Source organism: Arthrobacter sp. SD1074B (assembly GCF_056780195.1).
The window spans coordinates 848,167-866,238 of sequence record NZ_JBRAZT010000001.1; the positions used below are offsets into that span (position 1 = coordinate 848,167).

Here is an 18,072-nt window from a genome sequence, read left to right on the forward strand (position 1 = left end):
CGGTAGAACAGCCCGGGGCTGCAGGGCAAGCCCGCGCGCTTGCCCTGCAGCCCCGGGGTCCGGCCCTGCGGGCCCGGAGGAGCGCGTCGAGGCCCGCCCTGGCCCAACGCTCAGCCGCCCAGCACCGCCGCCAGGTAGGGAGCGGTGCGGCTCTTCTTGGAGCGCGCGACGACGGCGGGTTCGCCAGCGGCGATAATCTTGCCGCCGGCGTCGCCTCCGGCAGGGCCCAGATCGATGACCCAGTCCGCGGCGGCCACCACATCCATCTCGTGCTCCACGACCACCACGGTGTTGCCGGCGTCCACCAGCCGGTGCAACTGCGCCATCAGGAGTTCGACGTCGGCCGGGTGCAGCCCGGTGGTGGGTTCATCCAGCAGGTAGAGCGAGTGGCCGCGCTGGGCACGCTGCAGTTCGGTGGCGAGCTTGATCCGCTGGGCTTCGCCGCCGGAGAGTTCGGTGGCGGGCTGGCCCAGCCGGAGGTAGCCCAGGCCCACCTCGCGCAGGGTCTGCAGGGCGCGTGCGGCGGCGGGGACGTCGGTGAGGAAATCGGCGGCCGTGTTGACCGTCATGCCCAGCACGTCTGCCACGTTCTTGCCGCGGTAGCTGACCTCCAGGGTTTCGGGGTTGTAGCGGGAGCCGTGGCATTCCGGGCACGGGCCGTAGCTGCCGGGCAGGAAGAGCAGTTCCACGGCCACAAAGCCCTCACCCTGGCAGGTTTCGCAGCGTCCGCCGGCCACGTTGAACGAGAAGCGTCCGGCGCCGAAGCCCCGGGCCTTGGCCTCGTCCGTGGCAGCGAACTCCTTGCGGACGGCGTCGAACAACCCGGTGTAGGTGGCCAGGTTGGACCGCGGGGTGCGGCCGATCGGCTTCTGGTCCACCTTCACGAGCCGGTCGATCTGCTCCAGCCCTGACACCGGACCCACGCTCAGCGGAGCGGTGGGCTCCCCGGCGTCGTCGGCCGCGTCTTCCGGGGTGACCGCGGCGTCGGAGTCGGGGTGCAGCCAGGTGTTGGCCACCTCGGCGAGGACCTGGCTGACCAGCGTCGACTTGCCCGAGCCGGAAACGCCGGTGACGGCGGTCAGCACACCGAGCGGGAAATTCGCGTCGAGGTCTTGCAGGTTGTGGCGGCTGATGTCGCGCAGTTCCAGCCAACCGGCCGCCTCCCGGCGTACCCCGGCCCGGGAGCGGGCTCCGGGCGCAGTGCCGTCCCCGTCACCGGCCCCGGCGCTCTCCGGGAACAGGTACGGCCGCGTGACGGAGGCTTCCACCTCGGCGAGTCCGGCCACCGGGCCGCTGTAAAGCACCTCGCCGCCGCCCTCGCCGGCGCGCGGACCCACGTCCACCAGCCAGTCGGCGCGGCGCACCACGTCCATGTTGTGCTCGACGACGAACACCGAGTTGCCGGAGGATTTCAGCTGGTCCAGCACCGCGAGCAGGGGTTCGGCGTCGGCCGGGTGCAGGCCGGCGGAGGGCTCGTCGAGCACGTAAATGACGCCGAACAGACCGGAACGCAGCTGGGTGGCGATCCTCAGGCGCTGCATCTCGCCGGGGGAGAGCGTGGGGGTGGAGCGGCCCAGGGCGAGGTAGCCCAAGCCGAGGTCCAGGAGCACGGTGACGCGCTGCAACAGGTCGCGGGTGATGGCGACGGCCACCTCGTTGGACTCGCCAGAAGACTGTTTGCGCGAGGCCGTCCCCGCGGACGTGAGCTCGGTGGTGGGGCGGATAATCGCGGCCAGTTCGGTCATCGGCACCGCGTTTAGCTCGGCGATGGTCTTCCCCGCGAACGTCACGGCGAGCGCCTCGGGCCGCAGCCCGCTGCCGCCGCAGCGCGGGCACGGGCCGGACTCCATGAAGCGCAGGACCTTCTCGCGCATGGTGGTGCTCTTGGAATCGGCGAGGGTGTGCAGGACGTAGCTCCTCGCGCTCCAGAAGCGGCCCTTGTACGGCTTGGCGACGCGGTCGCGCTGCGGCGTCACCTCCACCACGGGTTGCTCCTCAGTGAAGAGGATCCAGTCGCGGTCTTTCTTGGGCAGCTTCCGCCAGGGGGTGTCGACGTCGTAGCCCAGGTGGGTGAGGATGTCGCGCAGGTTCTTCCCCTGCCAGGCGCCGGGCCAGGCGGCGATCGCGCCGTCGCGGATGCTCAGTGACGTGTCCGGGACCAGGGAGGATTCGCTGACCGTGTGCGCGATGCCAAGGCCGTGGCACTCCGGGCAGGCGCCGGCCGCGGTGTTGGGGGAGAAAGCGTCCGAGTCCAGTGGCGCCGCGCCGTCGGGATAGCTGCCGGCGCGGGAGAAGAGCATGCGCAGCGAGTTGGACAAGGTGGTGACCGTGCCCACGGTGGACCGGGAGCTGGGGGTGCCGCGGCGCTGCTGGAGAGCGACGGCGGGCGGCAGGCCGGTGATCAGCTCCACCTTCGGATTGTGGCCCTGCTGGATCAGGCGCCGGGCGTAGGGCGCCACGGATTCGAAGTAGCGGCGCTGGGCCTCGGCGTAGATGGTGCCGAAGGCCAGGGAGGACTTGCCGGAGCCGGAGACGCCGGTGAAGGCGACGATCGCGTCACGGGGCACGTCCACGTCCACGTTGCGCAGGTTGTTTTCCCGCGCGCCTCGGACCCGGACGAAGCCGTCCGTGGAGTGGTCCGGCGCCAGGCCGGCGGGATCGGAAGCCTGCTGTGTATTGTGCATCTGTTCGACTCTATCCGTCCTTGCTTCCAGCGGGCATATCCTTACCGAATGGAAACTTACGACGGCGGCCCCGACGCGCCGCAGGCAGAGCAGAAGGCGGAGCAGGACGCTGAGCCACAGGCTGAGGGCGTCCCGGAGTTCGCCGAGGTGCCCGAAGGAGTCCACGCGGCACTGCCGACCGCCGAGCTGCACCTGCACATCGAGGGCACGCTGGAGCCGGAACTGATCTTCGCGCTCGCGGAGCGCAACGGAATCACACTGCCCTACGCGGACCTGGACGAGCTGCGCGCCCGGTACGAGTTCACGGACCTGCAGTCATTCCTGGACCTGTATTACGCGAATATGGCCGTGCTGCAGACAGAGCAGGACTTCGCCGACATGACCCGCGGGTACCTTTCGCGCGCCGCGGCGGCCGGGGTGCGGCACGCCGAGATCATGCTGGACCCGCAGGCGCACCTGTCCCGCGGGGTCTCCTTGGCGACCTGCGTCAATGGCGTGGCCTCCGTGCTGGCCACCTCGCAGCAGGAGTTCGGCGTCTCGACCCTGCTCATCGCCGCGTTCCTTCGGGACCTGTCCGAGGAATCGGCGCTGGAGGTGCTGGACCAGCTGCTGGCGATGAAGGCCCCGATCGCCGGGATCGGCCTGGACTCGGCGGAGGTGGGCAACCCGCCGTCGAAGTTCGAACGGCTCTTCGCCCGGGCCAAGGACGCCGGGCTGCGGCGGATCGCGCACGCAGGGGAGGAGGGCCCGCCGTCGTACATCATCGAGGCACTGGACCTGCTGGGCGTGGAGCGGATCGATCACGGTATCCGCTGTATGGAGGACCCGGAACTGGTGGAGCGCCTGGTTAACGAACTGATGCCGCTGACCGTCTGCCCGCTCTCCAACGTCCGGCTCCGCGCGGTCGACACGCTGGCCGAGCACCCGCTGCCGGGCATGCTGGCGGCCGGGCTCAATGTCAGCGTGAACTCGGACGACCCGGCCTACTTCGGCGGGTACGTGGATGACAACTTCGCCCAGCTCAAGTCCGTGATCGGGCTCTCCGAGTTCGACTGCGTGCGCCTGGCTGCCAACTCCATCCGGTCCTCCTTCGCGAGCGAGGAACGCAAGGCCGAGCTGCTGGCCGACCTGGCCGCCTCCGGCCGCTAACCCCCGTTGCCCTATCACCTATGGCTGCTAACCCGGCGGGATAGCAGCCATAACTGATAGGGCAACGGCGGGTGGGGCTTAGACGTCGATGGTGCCCATGTTCGGGTAGCGCGCGCCGGCCGCGACGCCGGCGGGAGCCAGCTCGTCCAGCCGGGCGAGGTCGTCCGCGGAGAGCACGACGTCGACGGCGCCCAGGTTCTCGCGCAACCGTTCGCGCTTCTTAGTCCCGGGGATCGGCACGATGTGTTCGCCCTGGGCCAGCAGCCAGGCGAGGGCCAGCTGCGCCGGGGTGCAGCCCTTCTCGGTGGCGAGTTCCGTCACCCGGTCCACGAGTGCCAGGTTGCGGGTGAAGTTCTCGCCCTGGAAGCGGGGCGAGTGGCGGCGGAAGTCGTCCTCGGCAAAGTCGTCCTCGCTGCGCAGCTGGCCGGTGAGGAAGCCGCGGCCCAGCGGGCTGTACGGGACAAAGCCGATGCCGAGTTCGGCGAGCACCGGGAAGATCTTGGTCTCCGGCTCGCGCTCCCACAGCGAGTACTCGGTCTGCAGGGCGGCGATGGGGTGCACGGCGTGGGCACGGCGGACCGTGTCGGCGCTGGCTTCGGAGAGTCCCAGATGCCTGACTTTGCCGGCCTGGACCAGCTCGGCCATGGCGCCGACGGTCTCCTCGATTGGCACGGTCTTGTCCACCCGGTGCTGGTAGTACAGGTCGATGTGGTCGACGCCGAGGCGCTGCAGGCTCGCGTCGCACGCGGCGCGGACGTACTCGGGCTTGCCGTTGATGCCCACCCACGATCCGTCCTCGCGGCGCTCGTTGCCGAACTTGGTGGCCAGCACGACGTCGTCGCGGCGGCCGGCGATCGCACGGCCCACGAGCAACTCGTTGGTGAACGGGCCGTACATGTCGGCGGTGTCCAGCAGCGTTCCGCCAGCGTCGAGGAAGGCATGGATGGTGGCGACGGACTCCTGCTCGTCGCCCTGGCCGTAAAACTCGCTCATGCCCATGCAGCCAAGGCCGAGGGCCGAGACGGTGAGGGAGCCGAGGGTACGTGATTCCATGGGGATCTCCTGAACCAGAGGGGATGGGATGCCGCGGATCGGCCTCCAGACCCGTGGGACCGGGGGAGGCGGCGGTCAACCCACTCTAGCCAGCTTGCTTGCCGCGGGCAACGGTTTTCCCCAGCCGCAGGGTCACGGCGGTGAGGGCGGTGACGGCCGCACACACCGCGGTTCCCCACAGGATGTCGGTCACAGCCACCACGGCCGGGAAGTCCTTGAGGATGGCGAACGCGGTCAGCGCCCAAGTGGCGTAAGTGAAGAAACCGAACAGGGCCGCTCCGGCCACCCGGCTCCGCAGCCTGGCGCCGGGGTCATTGGGCCGGACGCCGTAGTGCACGATGCCCACGACGTAGATGACATAGAACAGCACGGCGCCCGGAAGGTTGAAGCTGGCGGGGAGCAGGTGTCCGATCTGGCTGCGGTACTGCTGGTTCGCCACCGTGCTGATCCAAAGGGCGTCGATGCCGGCGAAGATGACGGCGGCCACCGCGTAGGCGAGCAGCCACTTTTTGGTAGGACCGGTCATGGTGGCTCCTCGTGTCAGCAATGTGCGGGCGTTCCCCGAAGTATAGGCGGCGGCCCGTCAGAGCCGCGTTTTTCGGGCAGTGAACAATACTGGTGGTGGCGGGGAACGAACCCGGCTTGCGCGCCAGCTTCCGGCGACGCCTGTGAAAGGAACATCACGATGCAAGACTCTGACCGCAAAGCCCTTGCCGCCATTCCCGTCGTCGTCCTGGTTGGGGCCGTTCTGGCGGTTGCCGGCAGCCAGGGCGGCGCCGTGGCCGGCGGGATTCCCGTCTTCGCGCTGGCCGTCGGGGCCGCCTTCCTGATCCAGTGGCTGGCGTTCATCCCGGCGTTCCTGGCGCAGACGGAGAAGTTCTATGACCTGACCGGGTCGCTGACCTATATCGCCGTCACGCTGCTGCTCGTTCTGCTCACCCCGGGCATCGGCGCGCGGGGATTGTTGCTCGCGGGCTTGGTGCTTGTCTGGGCGGCCCGCCTGGGTACGTTTCTGTTTCGGCGGATCAGCCGGGCCGGCAAGGATGACCGCTTCGACGACATCAAGCCCTCCTTCGTCCGCTTCCTCAGCGTGTGGACCATGCAGGGCATTTGGGTGGCATTCACCGCTGCCGCCGCCTGGGTGGCAATGACGTCGGCGCACCAGGTCGCGCTGGATGGCTACGCGGTGGCCGGGCTCCTGGTCTGGGTGGCGGGCTTCGGCTGCGAGGTTTTGGCTGACTCCCAGAAGTCCCGGTTCAGTGCGGACCCCGCCAACAAGGGGAAGTTCATTTCGACAGGTTTGTGGGCTAAGTCCCGGCACCCGAACTACTTTGGCGAAATCCTGCTCTGGATCGGTGTCGCCATCATTGCCTTGCCCGTATTGCAGGGGTGGCAGTGGATTGCCCTCATTTCCCCGGTGTTCGTGGCCCTGTTGATCACCAAGGTCAGTGGCGTGCCGCATCTTGAGAAGAAGGCCGACACCAAATGGGGCGGCCAGGCTGACTATGAGGCCTACAAGAAGAACACCCCGGTGCTGATTCCCCGGCTGTAACCGTGGAACTGGGCCCGGCGGCGGCCTTCCGGGCCGTCATAGTGGGTCACGACACCGGGAGTTAACCCGGTCCGGTCGCCATAGCCGCCGAACCTTGGCAAAATGCAGGTGGATCAATTGCTTCTAAAGGAGACCCATGGGCGCGAACGCTGCGGAAAACACGAACCTTCGGCTTAAGGCTGTGCTGGACGTCCTGGCCGAGGGGGTCTGGTCGGGCGAAAAACTGAACGCCGGCGTCGTGCTGGGCGAGGCCATCGCACGGGTGCCGCTCAATGATCATGAGCGTGAGCTGCTCAGCGGCGGCATCCCCCGCGGCCATAAGACGCTCACCAGCGCGACGGCCAAGCTGGTCAAGGCCGGCTGGCTGGTCAAGGGCCGTTCCGGCTGGACCATCACCGAGGACGGCCAGCGCGCCACGGTCGCCTTCGCCGACCCCGCAGCCTTCACGGCAGCGCTCGACGCCGGTACCCCGGTTCCGGCCGACACCCCGCTTCCGGCGGCCCCCGCTGGGGCAGCAACCGGGAAGCCGGCACCCAAGGAGGCCCCGAAGGCCGTCAAGGTCGCGGAAAAGGTGGCCGACAAGGCTGCCAAGCTGGTCGAAGAGGCCGTGGCTCCGGTCGCCAAGGCGGTCCGGAAGCGCAAGTCGGCAGACAAGTCCGCTGCTGCTGCCGAGGCACCCGCCGCCGTAGCCCCCACGGCCGCCGCCCCCGCCGCACCTGAGACCATCGAGCAGCCCGAAGCCGTGGCCGTCGCCGGCGATTTCAACGTCCTGCTCGGCGCGCCCGCCAACTGGGCCCCGCAGTACGACGAGGCCCAGATGCAGCTGGACGCGGTGGACCAGCTTTGGAAGATCGCCGCGGAACTCCCGGCAGGTTCCTACAGCTTCAAGATCGCGATTAACCGCTCCTGGGAGGAAAACTACGGCGCGTTCGGGCACTTCGACGGCGCCAACCACGAGGTACACCACCGCGGCGGCCTGCTCGTCATCCATTACGACCACCGGACCCGCGACATCGTTATCGACTAGGCTCCGATACCCAAACAGCCTGTCGGCGCGCAAATGACCCTGCGCCACCGGAATTCCGGTGGCGCAGGGTCATTTGCGCGCCGCTGTGTGTTCAGAACCTCGTCGGGTCCGGTGTCGGCAGAACGGGCGGCGGCGGAACCGGGCCCGGATCAGGGATCGGCAACGGACCAGGCGCCGGTCCGGGCTGCGGGCTTGGTGTTGGCGCGGGACCCGGCCCCGGCGGCGGAACGGGGCCCGGATCCGGCGGGAACGGATCGCCGGGCTGCGGCTCCGGCGACGTCGGACCGGGCTCGGGCGGGAACGGGGACGGCTCGGGCGCTGGTGGAATGGTCATGGCTCCGATTATCGACCCGTCACACCGGAGAAGGAAGGCTGGCAGGGAAGAGCGTGCCTAGTTCTGCGCCGCGATCGACTTGTCCCGGTCCTCGAACACGTCCTCGCCGGGGCCGGAGAAGGCGCGGGAGCGCTGCACGGCCTCGATCGAGCCGGTGAAGAGCTGCGAGTCGTGCGGGTCGGAGGGCAGCCGCGCGGCGGTCTCGTCGGCCGCGGAAAGCTTGCCCGGGCGCCGGGCCGCGGGCCGGGCCGGGTCCGCGGTGGACGGCATGGATTCGAGCCGGACGTGCGGCAGCGCCGTCGGGTATTCCTGCTGCAGGAAGAGCACCAGCTCTTCGCGGATCAGGCAGCGCAGGTCAAAGAGCGAGGCGCTGTCCCCGGCGCTGACCAGGATGCGCACCCGGACAAAGCCCGCCGTCGCGTCGGTGATCTGCAGGATGCCGACGCGCTTGTCCCACAGTTCGGTGGTGGCGAGGACCTTCTTCAGCTCGGCCCGCATGGCTTCCACCGGTGCGCGCCAGTCAAGGTCGAACTCCACGGTGCCCATCACCTCGGACTGGCGGCGCGTCCAGTTCTCGAACGGGGTGGTGGTGAAGTACGTGGACGGCAGGATCAGCCGGCGGTCGTCCCAGATGTGGACCACCACGTAGGTCAGCGTGATCTCCTCGATCCGGCCCCATTCCTTCTGCACCACCACCACGTCGTCCACCCGGATCGCGTCGGTGAAAGCCAGCTGGATGCCGGCGAAGACGTTCACCAGGGAGGTCTGCGCCGCGAGGCCGGCGACTATCGAGATCACGCCGGCGGAGGCCAGCAGCCCCGCGCCGAGGGCCTGGATGGCGGGGAACGTCAGCATGATGCTGCCCAGCGCCACGATCGCGATCAGCGCGACACCGATCCGCCGGGCCAGGATCACCTGCGTGCGGAGCCGCCGGGCACGCCGGTTGTCCGCCACGTCCACCCGGTAGCGGGTCAGGAGCATGGTCTCGATGATCAGCAGCACCGCGATTGCCAGCCAAGCCACGGACCCGATCAGCGCGATCAGCAGGGCGTGGTCCACGTTGCGGCGCCATTCGGCGTCGTCGGTGGTCAGGGCCAGCGCAATCCGGACTGCGATCAGGCACAACGCGAAGCGCAGCGGCAGCCGCGCCACCCGCGAGGTCTCACGGAGGGCTTCCTGCTTGCGGTTGAGCTGGAGGACCACCCGGCGCACCAGCCAGGAGGCGATCAGGCCGGCGGCGACGGCGAGGGCCACGGCGAGGAAGGGCATGGCGGAGGTCAGAAAGTCTTGCATCCTTCAAGGTCTAGCAAGCTTCGCTGATCAACTGAAATCGGTGGAATGTCAACGTGGGTCTGGTCACCCCAAGGCTCGCTTGCCGTAACCGCGCCCTGCCGGGGCCTTACCGGGGACCGATTCGGGACCTAAGTCCCTAGGATCCGCGGCGCAAAGCCCCAGAATAGTGCCACCACTTGCATCTGAGGGGGAGGGTGACATGAGCCATAGGGTGTCATTGGGCACAGCCAGTTCCGCCGCGTTCTGCGCGGCGCTTTTCTTGTCCGCGTGCGGCTCGCCCGCGGCGGCCCCGGCCACCACCGCGCCGGGTGCGACGGCGTCCGCCACGGCGAGCGCCTCGCCGACGGCCGCATCGCCGTCTCCCTCCAGCACCACCGCCCCCAGTTCCACGACGACGGCACCGGCGGGCTGGAAGTCGTATACGACGTCGGACGGGACCCTGACCTTTGACTACCCGGCCACCTGGTCGGTCAAGGAGGTCGACGGCGCGGCCGCGCTGGTGAGCGACTACGGCAAAACGATGGCGCGGCTGCGGACGCAGGTCGGGCCGGGCCCGGCGTGCACCACGAAGTCCCAGTTCATGGTCTACGACTCGGCGCCGATTCCGGCTTTGGCGCAATCCGGGACGACTCCCAGGTTCACTTATGAGGCCCGGGTCAACGCCACCGCGGCGGATCCGTCAAAGCCCAATACCTTCGCCTACGGCATCACTGCGGCGCCCGAACCGACCGGGACCGAGGCCTGTCCCATCTCGCACGTCTTCCCCTGGCCGCCACGCTCGGCGTCCTTTGGCGGCATCTACGACCCGTTCGACACCACCCCCGGCAAGCCGATGCACGTGGACACTCCCGAGGTGTACAAGGACACCACCGAGTACAAGTACATCAAGCAAGCGATGATGTCCCTCCGGCCGGCAGGGAAGTAGCCTGCCGGTGGCACGTGCTGGGCAGGCGGCGGGTACCGCGCTGGGTCTGCTCCTGCTGCTCGGCGGCTGCGCTGCCCCGGCCGCGAAGCAGGAGGGGCCGCAGGGACAGGGCACGCCCTCCGCAAGCGACCCGTCGGGCAGCATAAGCGCCGGGACCGGCACGCCGTCGGAAGCAGCGCCGTCGGGCTGGCAGACGTTTACGACGTCGGACGGGCTGTCCTTCGACTATCCGCCGGACTGGACCGCCCGGGATCCGGGCGGTGATCTGGGTGGGGCCTTCGTGGATGTTACGAACGCGGCCGGGAAGCCGATGGCCGAACTGCGTACCAACATCGTCACCGGCGCGGAGTGCACCGAGCAGTATCCATACCAGGTTTACGATTCAGAACCGCTCCAGGCCCTGGTGGAACCGGGCAGCGCCGACCGGGGAATGCCCCGCTACGTCTTTGAATCCCGCGGTGACGGCACCGGACCGGGACCCACGCCGAACACCACGGCCGCGTACGGCATCACCATGATGCCCGAAGAGACCGGCCCGCTTGCCTGCCCGATGTTCCATCTCTTCTTGTGGCCGCCCAGCGGGGCACTGTTCGGCGCCACCTATGTCCCTGCCAATAATCTGACTCCAGGCCCGGCGGGATTGCCCTACCTGGAGAAAGCCAAGCGCTACGCGGCCACGCCGGAGTACCCATTAATCCGGAAGATGATCACGTCGCTGCGGCCGGCGAAGGCGCCGGGCTAGCCGCACCCCGCCGCGGCGCGTTCCCCGGTGACACTGGGTACGGCACCTCGGCGAGGCGGGGCAAACGGATTTTACCCATGGAACTTACACGGCCGGGAAGTGCCGCCGCTGGTGGCTGTGGGGGCGGGCGGCAGTGCTGCTCTTGGTCCAGGTGGTGCCGCCCCAGGGGGTTGAATGCGTCTCCCGGATCAGCCCGGTGCCGGCGCACTCGCGCACAGCCATGATGCCATCGGCCGCGGAACGCTTGTCCTCGAAGGCTTTTGAGACAGCGAGCACTGTGCCGTCAGCCCCCAGCAGCCGGAACCGGACGTTCGATTCTGCGTCGGTGAAGATTTCGAATTGTCCTGCCATTGTCTTTTCCTTTCAGGCGTTCCGGCGGGCGCCGCGGGGTGTCCGCTGAGGGTCCTGTGCCGGAGGTCTTCTTCCACCTTCCTTGGCCCGCGACGGGGCTGAAAGGGGCAAAGGTCCCGGATGTGGGCGGCACTGGACCGGGATTACATTGGAGGCATGGCTGATTTTGCAGATGGTGCGGAGGCAGTGGATGCGGGAGCTGACGTGCGGTTGACGGCCACGGTGCAGGGCATGGTGCAGGCGGTCGGCTTCCGGTACTGGACCGTGCGCAAGGCCGAAGAACTTGCCCTGCGCGGCACCGTGCGGAACAACGACGACGGCACCGTCGGCGTCGTCGTCGAGGGGCCGCAGGCGGTGGTGCTGCAGTTCCGCAGCTGGCTGCGCTCGCCGGAGGCGCCGGGACGGGTGGACCACGTCAACGAATCCCTGTCGAACGCCACTGGGGAGTTCAGGGACTTCCAAGTGGTGTACTGACCACCCCAGGCCGGGTCTAGTCCCCAGCCAGGGTGAGCAGGCCGCGCTCTTGGACGGCTTTCAGGGACAGCGTCCTGTAACCCTCATTCTCGAACAAGACGGTGAGGACGTCGTCGTCGTTCTGCATGATGATGCCCGGCCCCCACTCGGTGTGGGTCACCGCCGCGTTGAGCGGGAAGCCGCCGTCGCCGGAGATCTCCTGGGCGCCCGCTCCGGCGTTCCCAGCGGCAGTCGCGTCCTCCGCGGCGGATCTGGAGGTGCAGTTGTCGCAATTGCCGCAAGGCTGCGGAAGGTTCTCGCCGAAATAACCCAGCAGGAACTGCCGCCGGCAGCGGCGCGTCTCGGCGTACCCGCGCATCATCTCCACCCGGGACTGGTCCACCCGCCCGCGTGCCTCGCCGAGTTCGACCGCGCACGCGACCACGCGGTTCGGGTCCGACACGTCGTCCAGCCGGATTCCGTCCGAGTCCGCGGTGACGGCCCCGGTGTCCTGCAGCTGGTTCAGCAGGCCGGTGAGCCGGCGCGGCGGCATGCCCGTCTGCGCGGCCAGGAGTTTGCGCCGCAGCGGCCCGGGCGCCGCCTGCAGGACCGCCAGCACCACCCGCAACGATGCTTCATCCGGGGCGTGCGCGGTAAAGAACCGGCGCAGCCCCAGATCCTCCGAGCGGTAGTGCAATACGGCGACGGCGGGCTCCCCGTCGCGACCGGCGCGGCCGAACTGCTGGTAGTAGCTGTCGAGGGACTCGGGAATGTCCGCATGGAGGACGAACCGCACGTCCGGCTTATCGATCCCCATCCCGAACGCGGTGGTCGCGACGACGACGTCCAGCTCACCGTCGAGGAAACGTTCGTGGACGGAGGCACGATCCGCAGCTGCCATACCGGCGTGGTACGCGGTAGCCCGGAGGCCCTTTCGCACCAGCTTTTCGGCGTACTTCTCCGTGTCCTTGCGCTTGGCCGCATAGACCAGCCCCGGACCGTGCAGCCCGGCGGCGAGTTCGGCAGCCTGGCCGACGACGGCGCGGCGCTTGTCCTTGTCTTCGTGGTGCCGGATCACGTCAAGGCTGATGTTGGGCCGGTCGAAGCCGCGGACCAGCACCAGCGGGTCTCTCATCCCCAGGCGCTCCAGGATCTCCTCGCGGACCGGGGGAGCAGCGGTGGCGGTGAGCGCCGCCGTCGTGGGGTGGCCGAGCCGCTCGCGGACTTCGCCGAGCCGGAGGTAATCCGGACGGAAGTCGTGCCCCCAGGAGGTGACGCAGTGGGCCTCGTCAACGACGAAGAGGGCAATGTCCAAGGCGGCCAGCCGCTCAACCGTACTGTCCTTGGCCAATTGCTCCGGCGCCAAGAACAAGAAGGCGATTTCGCCGCTCTCCGCCGCCCGCCAGGCACGCTCCTGCTCCGCCGGCCCGTGGGAAGAGTTGATGGCCGCCGCCGTTTGCGGCCCGGCGGCAGCGGACAGCCGGTCCAGCTGGTCTTCCTGCAACGAGATCAGCGGGGACACGACCACGGTGGGACGCCTGCTCTCGCGGTGCATCAGCAGCGCGGGCACCTGATAGATGGCGGATTTTCCGTAACCGGTGGGCATGACCGCAAGAACGTCCCGGCCCGAGGCCAGGGCGCGCATACCGTCGAGCTGGCCTTCGCGAAGGTTCGGAAGACCGAACGAGTCCGCGGCGAGCCGGCGGAGGCCCTTCTCAGTCCCGGCGGTCGTGCCGGCGTCGACCGGCTCGATCATCACCGTCTCGGCGGGAGCCTGGGTGTGGTCGTTGGCAGGATGGGCTGCGGTGGCCTTTGTCATGATTGTTGCTCCGCTGGGACGATCGGTGGGCCGTCTGCTTCAGCCGCCTCTCCAGCCTAGCGCCTCTCCCTCCCGGACGCCTGCGGCGGCAGGCCCAGCCTGGCAGCCCACCGGTGGATGGGCCAGGGGCACCGGCAGGGCCAAAGACCCTCGGCGCCGGCGGATAAACCCGCTACCGTGACCGCATGCAGAAGATATCGATCGAGGCCCTGGCCCGTCAGCAGGTCACGGCGGCGCTCGCGGCCCCCAGCGGCCGGGCAGCAGACACCGCCTACGGCGGGCACGAGAAGGTCCTCCGGCAGACCGTGATGGCATTCAAGGCCGGGACCCAGCTGAGCGAGCACCAGAACCCCGGAGAGGCGACGGTCTATGTGATCCGCGGCTGCGTGCGGCTGCAGGCCGGGGACGAATCCTGGCAGGGCAAGGCCGGCGACCTGCTGATCGTGCCGGACGGGCTGCACAGCCTGGTGGCCGAAGAGGACTCGGCGATCCTGATGACGGTAGCGAAGGTCAAGGGCTGACCAGGCCTCTGAACCACAACGCACGCCCGCAACGGGAAGGCCCTCCTTGAAAGTCAGCGAAGCCAGGCAGCTCATCCAGATCAAGGCCCCCGTCTTGTCGCGCCAGCGCCGGGTGCTGGCCAACGCCTTCAACGTCGAGGAGTACCGGAAGGCGGCGCAGAAAGTGCTGCCCGCCGGGATTTTCGACTACCTCGACGGCGGGTCCGAGGACGAAGTGACGCTGCGCCGCAACCGCGCCGTCTTTGACGCCTGGGCGCTGATGCCCAGCTGGGGCCCGGTGTTCGGGCCCGACACGGCCACCGCCGTGCTGGGGAAGGAAAGCGCCCTGCCGCTCACCCTGACCCCCACCGGGGCCACGCGGCTGTTCCATCCCGAGGGTGAGTTGGCCGTCGCCGCGGCAGCAGAGCGGGCGCGGATTCCGTACGGGCTGGCCGGGCTGAGTACCGTGTCGATGGAAAAGATTGCCGAGCGCCAGCCGAACCTTGACCGCTGGTTTAATTTCGGCCTCACCTCCGACGCGCAGGCGCTGAAGGACAAGCTGGCCCGCTGCGACGCCGCGGGCTTCACCACGCTTATTGTCGGCGTCGATACGCGCGCGCTGGGCTCCCGGGAGCGGGATCTGCACAACGGCTTCACCGCGCCTCCCGCGTTGACGCTGTCGACCGTCGCCGACATCGCCCGGCGTCCGTCCTGGTGGATCAACTTCCTGAAATCGGACGGCATCAGTTTCCCCAACCTGGACCCCCGCAGTGCCGCCGCCACGTCCGTGATCACGCCCGCCATGTGGCAGCACATCCTTGGCCACTCGGATGCGACCAGCGGATGGAAAGAACTGGAGGCCCTGCGGCAGGCGTGGCAGGGAAAGATCGTCCTCAAAGGCTGCGTTAATCCGGCCGACGTCGCGAAGGCCGCGCGGATCGGCCTGGACGCCGTTCAGCTGAGCAACCACGGCGGACGCCAGCTCGACCACATGCTCAGCCCCATGGACGTCCTGCAGGAATCGCGGCAGCGCGTGGGGGACTCGATCGAGATCTACGTGGATTCCGGCATCCGCCGGGGCAGCGACATCCTTAAAGCCCTCGCGCTGGGCGCCGACGCGTGCTCCATTGGCCGCGCCTACCTCTACGGCTTGGTCGCCGCGGGGTCGCCCGGCGTCGGACGCATCATCGAGATCCTCGCGGATGAACTCCGGCGTACCATGACGTTAGTAGGCGTTTCCAGCATTCCCGAGTTGAAAGCCCGGGGTGGAGAAATTCTCCGGGACATTCGTTATTCCGGGGTCATCCTTGAATCGACGTCGTCAGGCGACACAAAGTGATCACTCTGATCCAGCAGGCACCCAAAGTTCTCCCGCAGCGCCGCGGGAGGCCAACGAATCCCTGAACAGCTAAGGAAACCATGCGTACTCGATACCTTTTTCCCGTTCTCACGATCGCTACAGCGCTCTCCCTTTCCGGCTGTGTCAACAACAGCGAACCCGCCGCCACCGGTGGAGCGAACGCGAGCTCCGACGCCGTCGACGTGAAAAAGAACGACGCCATCGCTGCGGCCCTGCCGGAGAAAATCAAGAACGCCGGCGTGCTCAATGTCGGCATGGCCAACAATTACCCGCCCAACGAGTTCAAGGACGATAACGGCGCCCCGGCCGGCTGGTCCGTGGATCTCACCAATGCGCTGGGCAAAGTGATGGGGCTGAAGGTCAATTTCGATATTGGCACCTTCGATAACATCCTTCCGGCGGTCAGGGCGGGCAAGGACGACATGGGGATGTCCTCCTTTACCGACACCGTGGAACGCGAAAAGCAGGTGGATTTCGTGAACTACTATTCCGCCGGTATTCAGTGGGCCGCGCCCAAGGGCAAGACCGTGGATCCCAAGAACGCCTGCGGACTCAAGGTCGCTGTCCAGGCCACCACCTACGAGGACACCCACGAGGTCCCGGCCAAGTCGAAGGCCTGCACCGATGCCGGGAAGCCGGCCATCACTATTTTCCGCTACGACGCGCAGGATCAGGCGACGAACGCCCTGGTGGTGGGGCAGGTGGACGCGATGAGCGCCGATTCGCCCGTCACCCTGTATGCGATCTCCAAGACCAAGGACAAGCTGCAGACCGCCGGTGACGCGTTCGAGGTGGCACCGTACGGGATCCCGGTGGCCAAGGGCAGCGCCTTCACCCCGGTCCTGCAGAAGGCGCTCCAGTCACTGATCGACGACGGTTCCTACACCAAGATCCTGGCCAAGTGGGGAGTGGAAGCCGGCGGCATCAAGACGGCCGAACTCAACGTGGCCGCCAAAGGGTGACATCAGATGAGCGAGCGGGAACCCGACAGGATGACTGACTCGGACCCGGCCAAGCCGCTGCCCGCCGGCAAAGCGCGGCCGGCCAGCAAGCCGCGGGCCGGGGCAAGCGGGGAGCCGGACGACGCCCCGGCGGAGGCGATTGTCGCGATCCCGCTGCGCCACCCCTGGCGGAACGTGATCGCCGTGCTCTTGGTGCTGGGCCTGGCGGTGTTTGTGCTCGACGCCGCCCAGCGGCCGGACTACGGCTGGGCGGATGTGGGCAAGTACATTTTCGACCGCCGGATCAGCCAGGCCGCCTGGGTGACGTTGTGGCTGACCATCTACGCGATGATCGGCGCGATCGTCATCGGGCTCCTGCTGGCCATCATGCGGCTCTCCCCGAACCCGGTGCTGAAGAGCATCGCGTGGCTCTACATCTGGATTTTCCGGGGCACGCCCGTCTACGTCCAGCTGGTGTTCTGGGGCATCGTGTCGCTGATCTATCCGGTGTTCACCCTGGGGATTCCGTTCATGACGCCGTGGGTCACCATCCCGAACGAGGTCTTCACCAACCTTTTCATCACCGCCGTCATCGGACTGGGCCTGAACGAGGCGTCCTACATGTCCGAGATTGTGCGCGCCGGCCTGCTGTCCGTGGACGAGGGCCAGGCCGAGGCTTCGACGGCGTTGGCCATGTCCTGGGGGCAGACGATGCGGTATGTCGTGGTTCCGCAGGCGATGAAAATCATCATTCCGCCCACCGGCAACGAAGTCATCTCGATGCTCAAGACCACCTCCCTGGTTGCCGCGATCCCGTTGAGCATTGACCTCTACGGCGTCTCCCGGGGCATCTCCGCGGTGACGTTCACTCCGGTGCCGCTGCTGATCGTCGCGTCCCTCTGGTACCTGTTCTTCACCTCGGTGCTGATGGTCGGCCAACACTTCATTGAAAAGCGGTTCTCGCGCGGGACCGGACGGATGAAGACCAGCAAGGGACCCGCGGAGCCCGGGCCGGTGGCGTCAACGGGACCCGGCGCGCCAGCTGCTCCAGGGGCGCCTGCCGCCCCGGCCGGCAACGACTTCGGAGGAAAAGGATGACCGGCGTGCCCATGGTCCTGGCGGAAAAGGTCTCCAAGAACTTTGGCTCCAACAAGGTGCTGCGCGGGATCAGCCTGGAAGTGGACCGCGGCGAGGTGCTCTGCATCGTGGGCCCCAGCGGCTCAGGCAAATCGACCTTCCTGCGCTGCATCAACCACCTGGAGCGCGTCGACGGCGGCAGGCTGTCGGTGGAGGGCCAGCTGGTTGGCTACCGTCAAAAGGGCGACAAGCTCTACGAGCTCAAGCTCAGTGAAGCAGCGCACCAACGGCAGGACATCGGAATGGTCTTCCAAAGGTTCAACCTGTTCCCGCATCTCACCGCGTTGGAAAACATCACCCTTGCGCCCATGCGGGTGAAAAAACAGTCCAAGGCAGCGGCGACGGCCAGGGCCATGGAACTGCTGGAGCGTGTGGGGCTGGAGGACAAGGGCGACGCCTACCCCGCGCACCTGTCCGGCGGCCAACAGCAGCGGGTGGCCATCGCCCGGGCCCTGGCCATGGACCCGAAACTGATGCTCTTCGACGAACCGACCAGCGCCCTGGACCCGGAGCTGGTGGGCGAGGTCCTGGACGTCATGAAGGGGCTGGCCAAGAGCGGCATGACCATGATCGTCGTGACCCACGAGATGGGGTTCGCCCGGGAAGTCGCGGACACCCTGGTCTTTATGGATGAAGGTGTGGTGGTGGAAGCCGGACCTCCCCGGCAGCTCCTCAGCGACCCGCAGCACGACCGGACCAAGGCGTTCCTTTCCAAGGTCCTCTGACACGTCAGCCCGGTCAGTAGGGCCGGT

17 protein-coding genes are annotated in these 18,072 nt (G+C 67.9%); 11 read left to right on the forward strand and 6 right to left on the reverse strand.

Features of this window, described 5'->3' with window-relative positions:
• Positions 1–110: 110 nt before the first annotated feature.
• Positions 111–2,684: an excinuclease ABC subunit UvrA gene (gene uvrA / locus ACUYM2_RS04140; protein WP_481598923.1), complete on the reverse strand. Its 2,574-nt coding sequence runs from the start codon at positions 2,682–2,684 to the stop codon at positions 111–113.
• 48 nt (positions 2,685–2,732) lie between these two features.
• On the opposite strand from uvrA, the gene ACUYM2_RS04145 reads away from it, so the two are divergent.
• Positions 2,733–3,833, forward strand: coding sequence for an adenosine deaminase (locus ACUYM2_RS04145; protein WP_481598924.1), 1,101 nt, complete (start codon positions 2,733–2,735; stop codon positions 3,831–3,833).
• 78 nt (positions 3,834–3,911) lie between these two features.
• Here the strand turns inward: ACUYM2_RS04145 and ACUYM2_RS04150 are convergent, their stop codons facing one another.
• Both ACUYM2_RS04150 and ACUYM2_RS04155 read right to left on the reverse strand, forming a co-directional pair.
• The gene (locus tag ACUYM2_RS04150) at positions 3,912–4,886 is read right to left on the reverse strand and encodes an aldo/keto reductase (RefSeq protein WP_481598925.1); all 975 of its coding nucleotides are present in this window, start codon (positions 4,884–4,886) and stop codon (positions 3,912–3,914) included.
• An 85-nt stretch (positions 4,887–4,971) separates the two neighbouring features.
• Positions 4,972–5,412: a DUF2177 family protein gene (locus tag ACUYM2_RS04155; RefSeq protein WP_481598926.1), complete on the reverse strand. Its 441-nt coding sequence runs from the start codon at positions 5,410–5,412 to the stop codon at positions 4,972–4,974.
• Between the two features lie 159 nt (positions 5,413–5,571).
• Here ACUYM2_RS04155 and ACUYM2_RS04160 point away from each other — a divergent pair, with 159 nt between their 5' ends.
• Together ACUYM2_RS04160 and ACUYM2_RS04165 are read left to right on the forward strand one after the other, a co-directional pair.
• Positions 5,572–6,438, forward strand: coding sequence for a DUF1295 domain-containing protein (locus tag ACUYM2_RS04160; RefSeq protein ID WP_481598927.1), 867 nt, complete (start codon positions 5,572–5,574; stop codon positions 6,436–6,438).
• 136 nt (positions 6,439–6,574) lie between these two features.
• Positions 6,575–7,465: a pullulanase X25 domain-containing protein gene (locus ACUYM2_RS04165; protein WP_481598928.1), complete on the forward strand. Its 891-nt coding sequence runs from the start codon at positions 6,575–6,577 to the stop codon at positions 7,463–7,465.
• A gap of 391 nt (positions 7,466–7,856) precedes the next feature.
• Here the strand turns inward: ACUYM2_RS04165 and ACUYM2_RS04170 are convergent, their stop codons facing one another.
• On the reverse strand, positions 7,857–9,092 hold the full coding sequence (locus ACUYM2_RS04170; RefSeq protein ID WP_481598929.1) for a mechanosensitive ion channel family protein: 1,236 nt from the start codon (positions 9,090–9,092) through the stop codon (positions 7,857–7,859).
• A gap of 199 nt (positions 9,093–9,291) precedes the next feature.
• On the opposite strand from ACUYM2_RS04170, the gene ACUYM2_RS04175 reads away from it, so the two are divergent.
• Together ACUYM2_RS04175 and ACUYM2_RS04180 are read left to right on the forward strand one after the other, a co-directional pair.
• Positions 9,292–10,017, forward strand: a complete 726-nt coding sequence (locus ACUYM2_RS04175) for a hypothetical protein (RefSeq protein WP_481598930.1) — start codon at positions 9,292–9,294, stop codon at positions 10,015–10,017.
• Positions 10,018–10,024: 7 nt separating this feature from the next.
• Positions 10,025–10,759, forward strand: a complete 735-nt coding sequence (locus tag ACUYM2_RS04180; RefSeq protein WP_481598931.1) for a hypothetical protein — start codon at positions 10,025–10,027, stop codon at positions 10,757–10,759.
• An 84-nt stretch (positions 10,760–10,843) separates the two neighbouring features.
• On the opposite strand, the gene ACUYM2_RS04185 is transcribed toward ACUYM2_RS04180, so the two are convergent.
• The gene (locus tag ACUYM2_RS04185; RefSeq protein ID WP_481598932.1) at positions 10,844–11,110 is read right to left on the reverse strand and encodes a YegP family protein; all 267 of its coding nucleotides are present in this window, start codon (positions 11,108–11,110) and stop codon (positions 10,844–10,846) included.
• 156 nt (positions 11,111–11,266) lie between these two features.
• On the opposite strand from ACUYM2_RS04185, the gene ACUYM2_RS04190 reads away from it, so the two are divergent.
• Positions 11,267–11,584, forward strand: a complete 318-nt coding sequence (locus tag ACUYM2_RS04190; protein ID WP_481598933.1) for an acylphosphatase — start codon at positions 11,267–11,269, stop codon at positions 11,582–11,584.
• Between the two features lie 16 nt (positions 11,585–11,600).
• Here the strand turns inward: ACUYM2_RS04190 and ACUYM2_RS04195 are convergent, their stop codons facing one another.
• Entirely contained in the window at positions 11,601–13,319 is a 1,719-nt protein-coding gene (locus ACUYM2_RS04195; RefSeq protein ID WP_481601398.1) for a RecQ family ATP-dependent DNA helicase, read from the reverse strand.
• Between the two features lie 248 nt (positions 13,320–13,567).
• Between ACUYM2_RS04195 and ACUYM2_RS04200 the strand changes: the two genes are divergently transcribed.
• The 5 genes from ACUYM2_RS04200 (at position 13,568) to ACUYM2_RS04220 (ending at position 18,045) form a co-directional block, all read left to right on the forward strand.
• On the forward strand, positions 13,568–13,903 hold the full coding sequence (locus ACUYM2_RS04200; protein WP_481598934.1) for a cupin domain-containing protein: 336 nt from the start codon (positions 13,568–13,570) through the stop codon (positions 13,901–13,903).
• 46 nt (positions 13,904–13,949) lie between these two features.
• Entirely contained in the window at positions 13,950–15,221 is a 1,272-nt protein-coding gene (locus ACUYM2_RS04205; RefSeq protein ID WP_481598935.1) for an alpha-hydroxy acid oxidase, read from the forward strand.
• Positions 15,222–15,301: 80 nt separating this feature from the next.
• Positions 15,302–16,204, forward strand: coding sequence for an ABC transporter substrate-binding protein (locus tag ACUYM2_RS04210; protein WP_346960383.1), 903 nt, complete (start codon positions 15,302–15,304; stop codon positions 16,202–16,204).
• Between the two features lie 30 nt (positions 16,205–16,234).
• Positions 16,235–17,281 carry an amino acid ABC transporter permease gene (locus ACUYM2_RS04215; protein WP_481598936.1) on the forward strand — a complete coding sequence of 349 codons (1,047 nt, stop codon included), beginning with the start codon at positions 16,235–16,237 and terminating at the stop codon, positions 17,279–17,281.
• On the forward strand, positions 17,278–18,045 hold the full coding sequence (locus tag ACUYM2_RS04220; RefSeq protein ID WP_481598937.1) for an amino acid ABC transporter ATP-binding protein: 768 nt from the start codon (positions 17,278–17,280) through the stop codon (positions 18,043–18,045). The genes ACUYM2_RS04215 and ACUYM2_RS04220 overlap by 4 nt, the downstream gene beginning before the upstream one ends.
• Positions 18,046–18,072 lie beyond the last annotated feature (27 nt).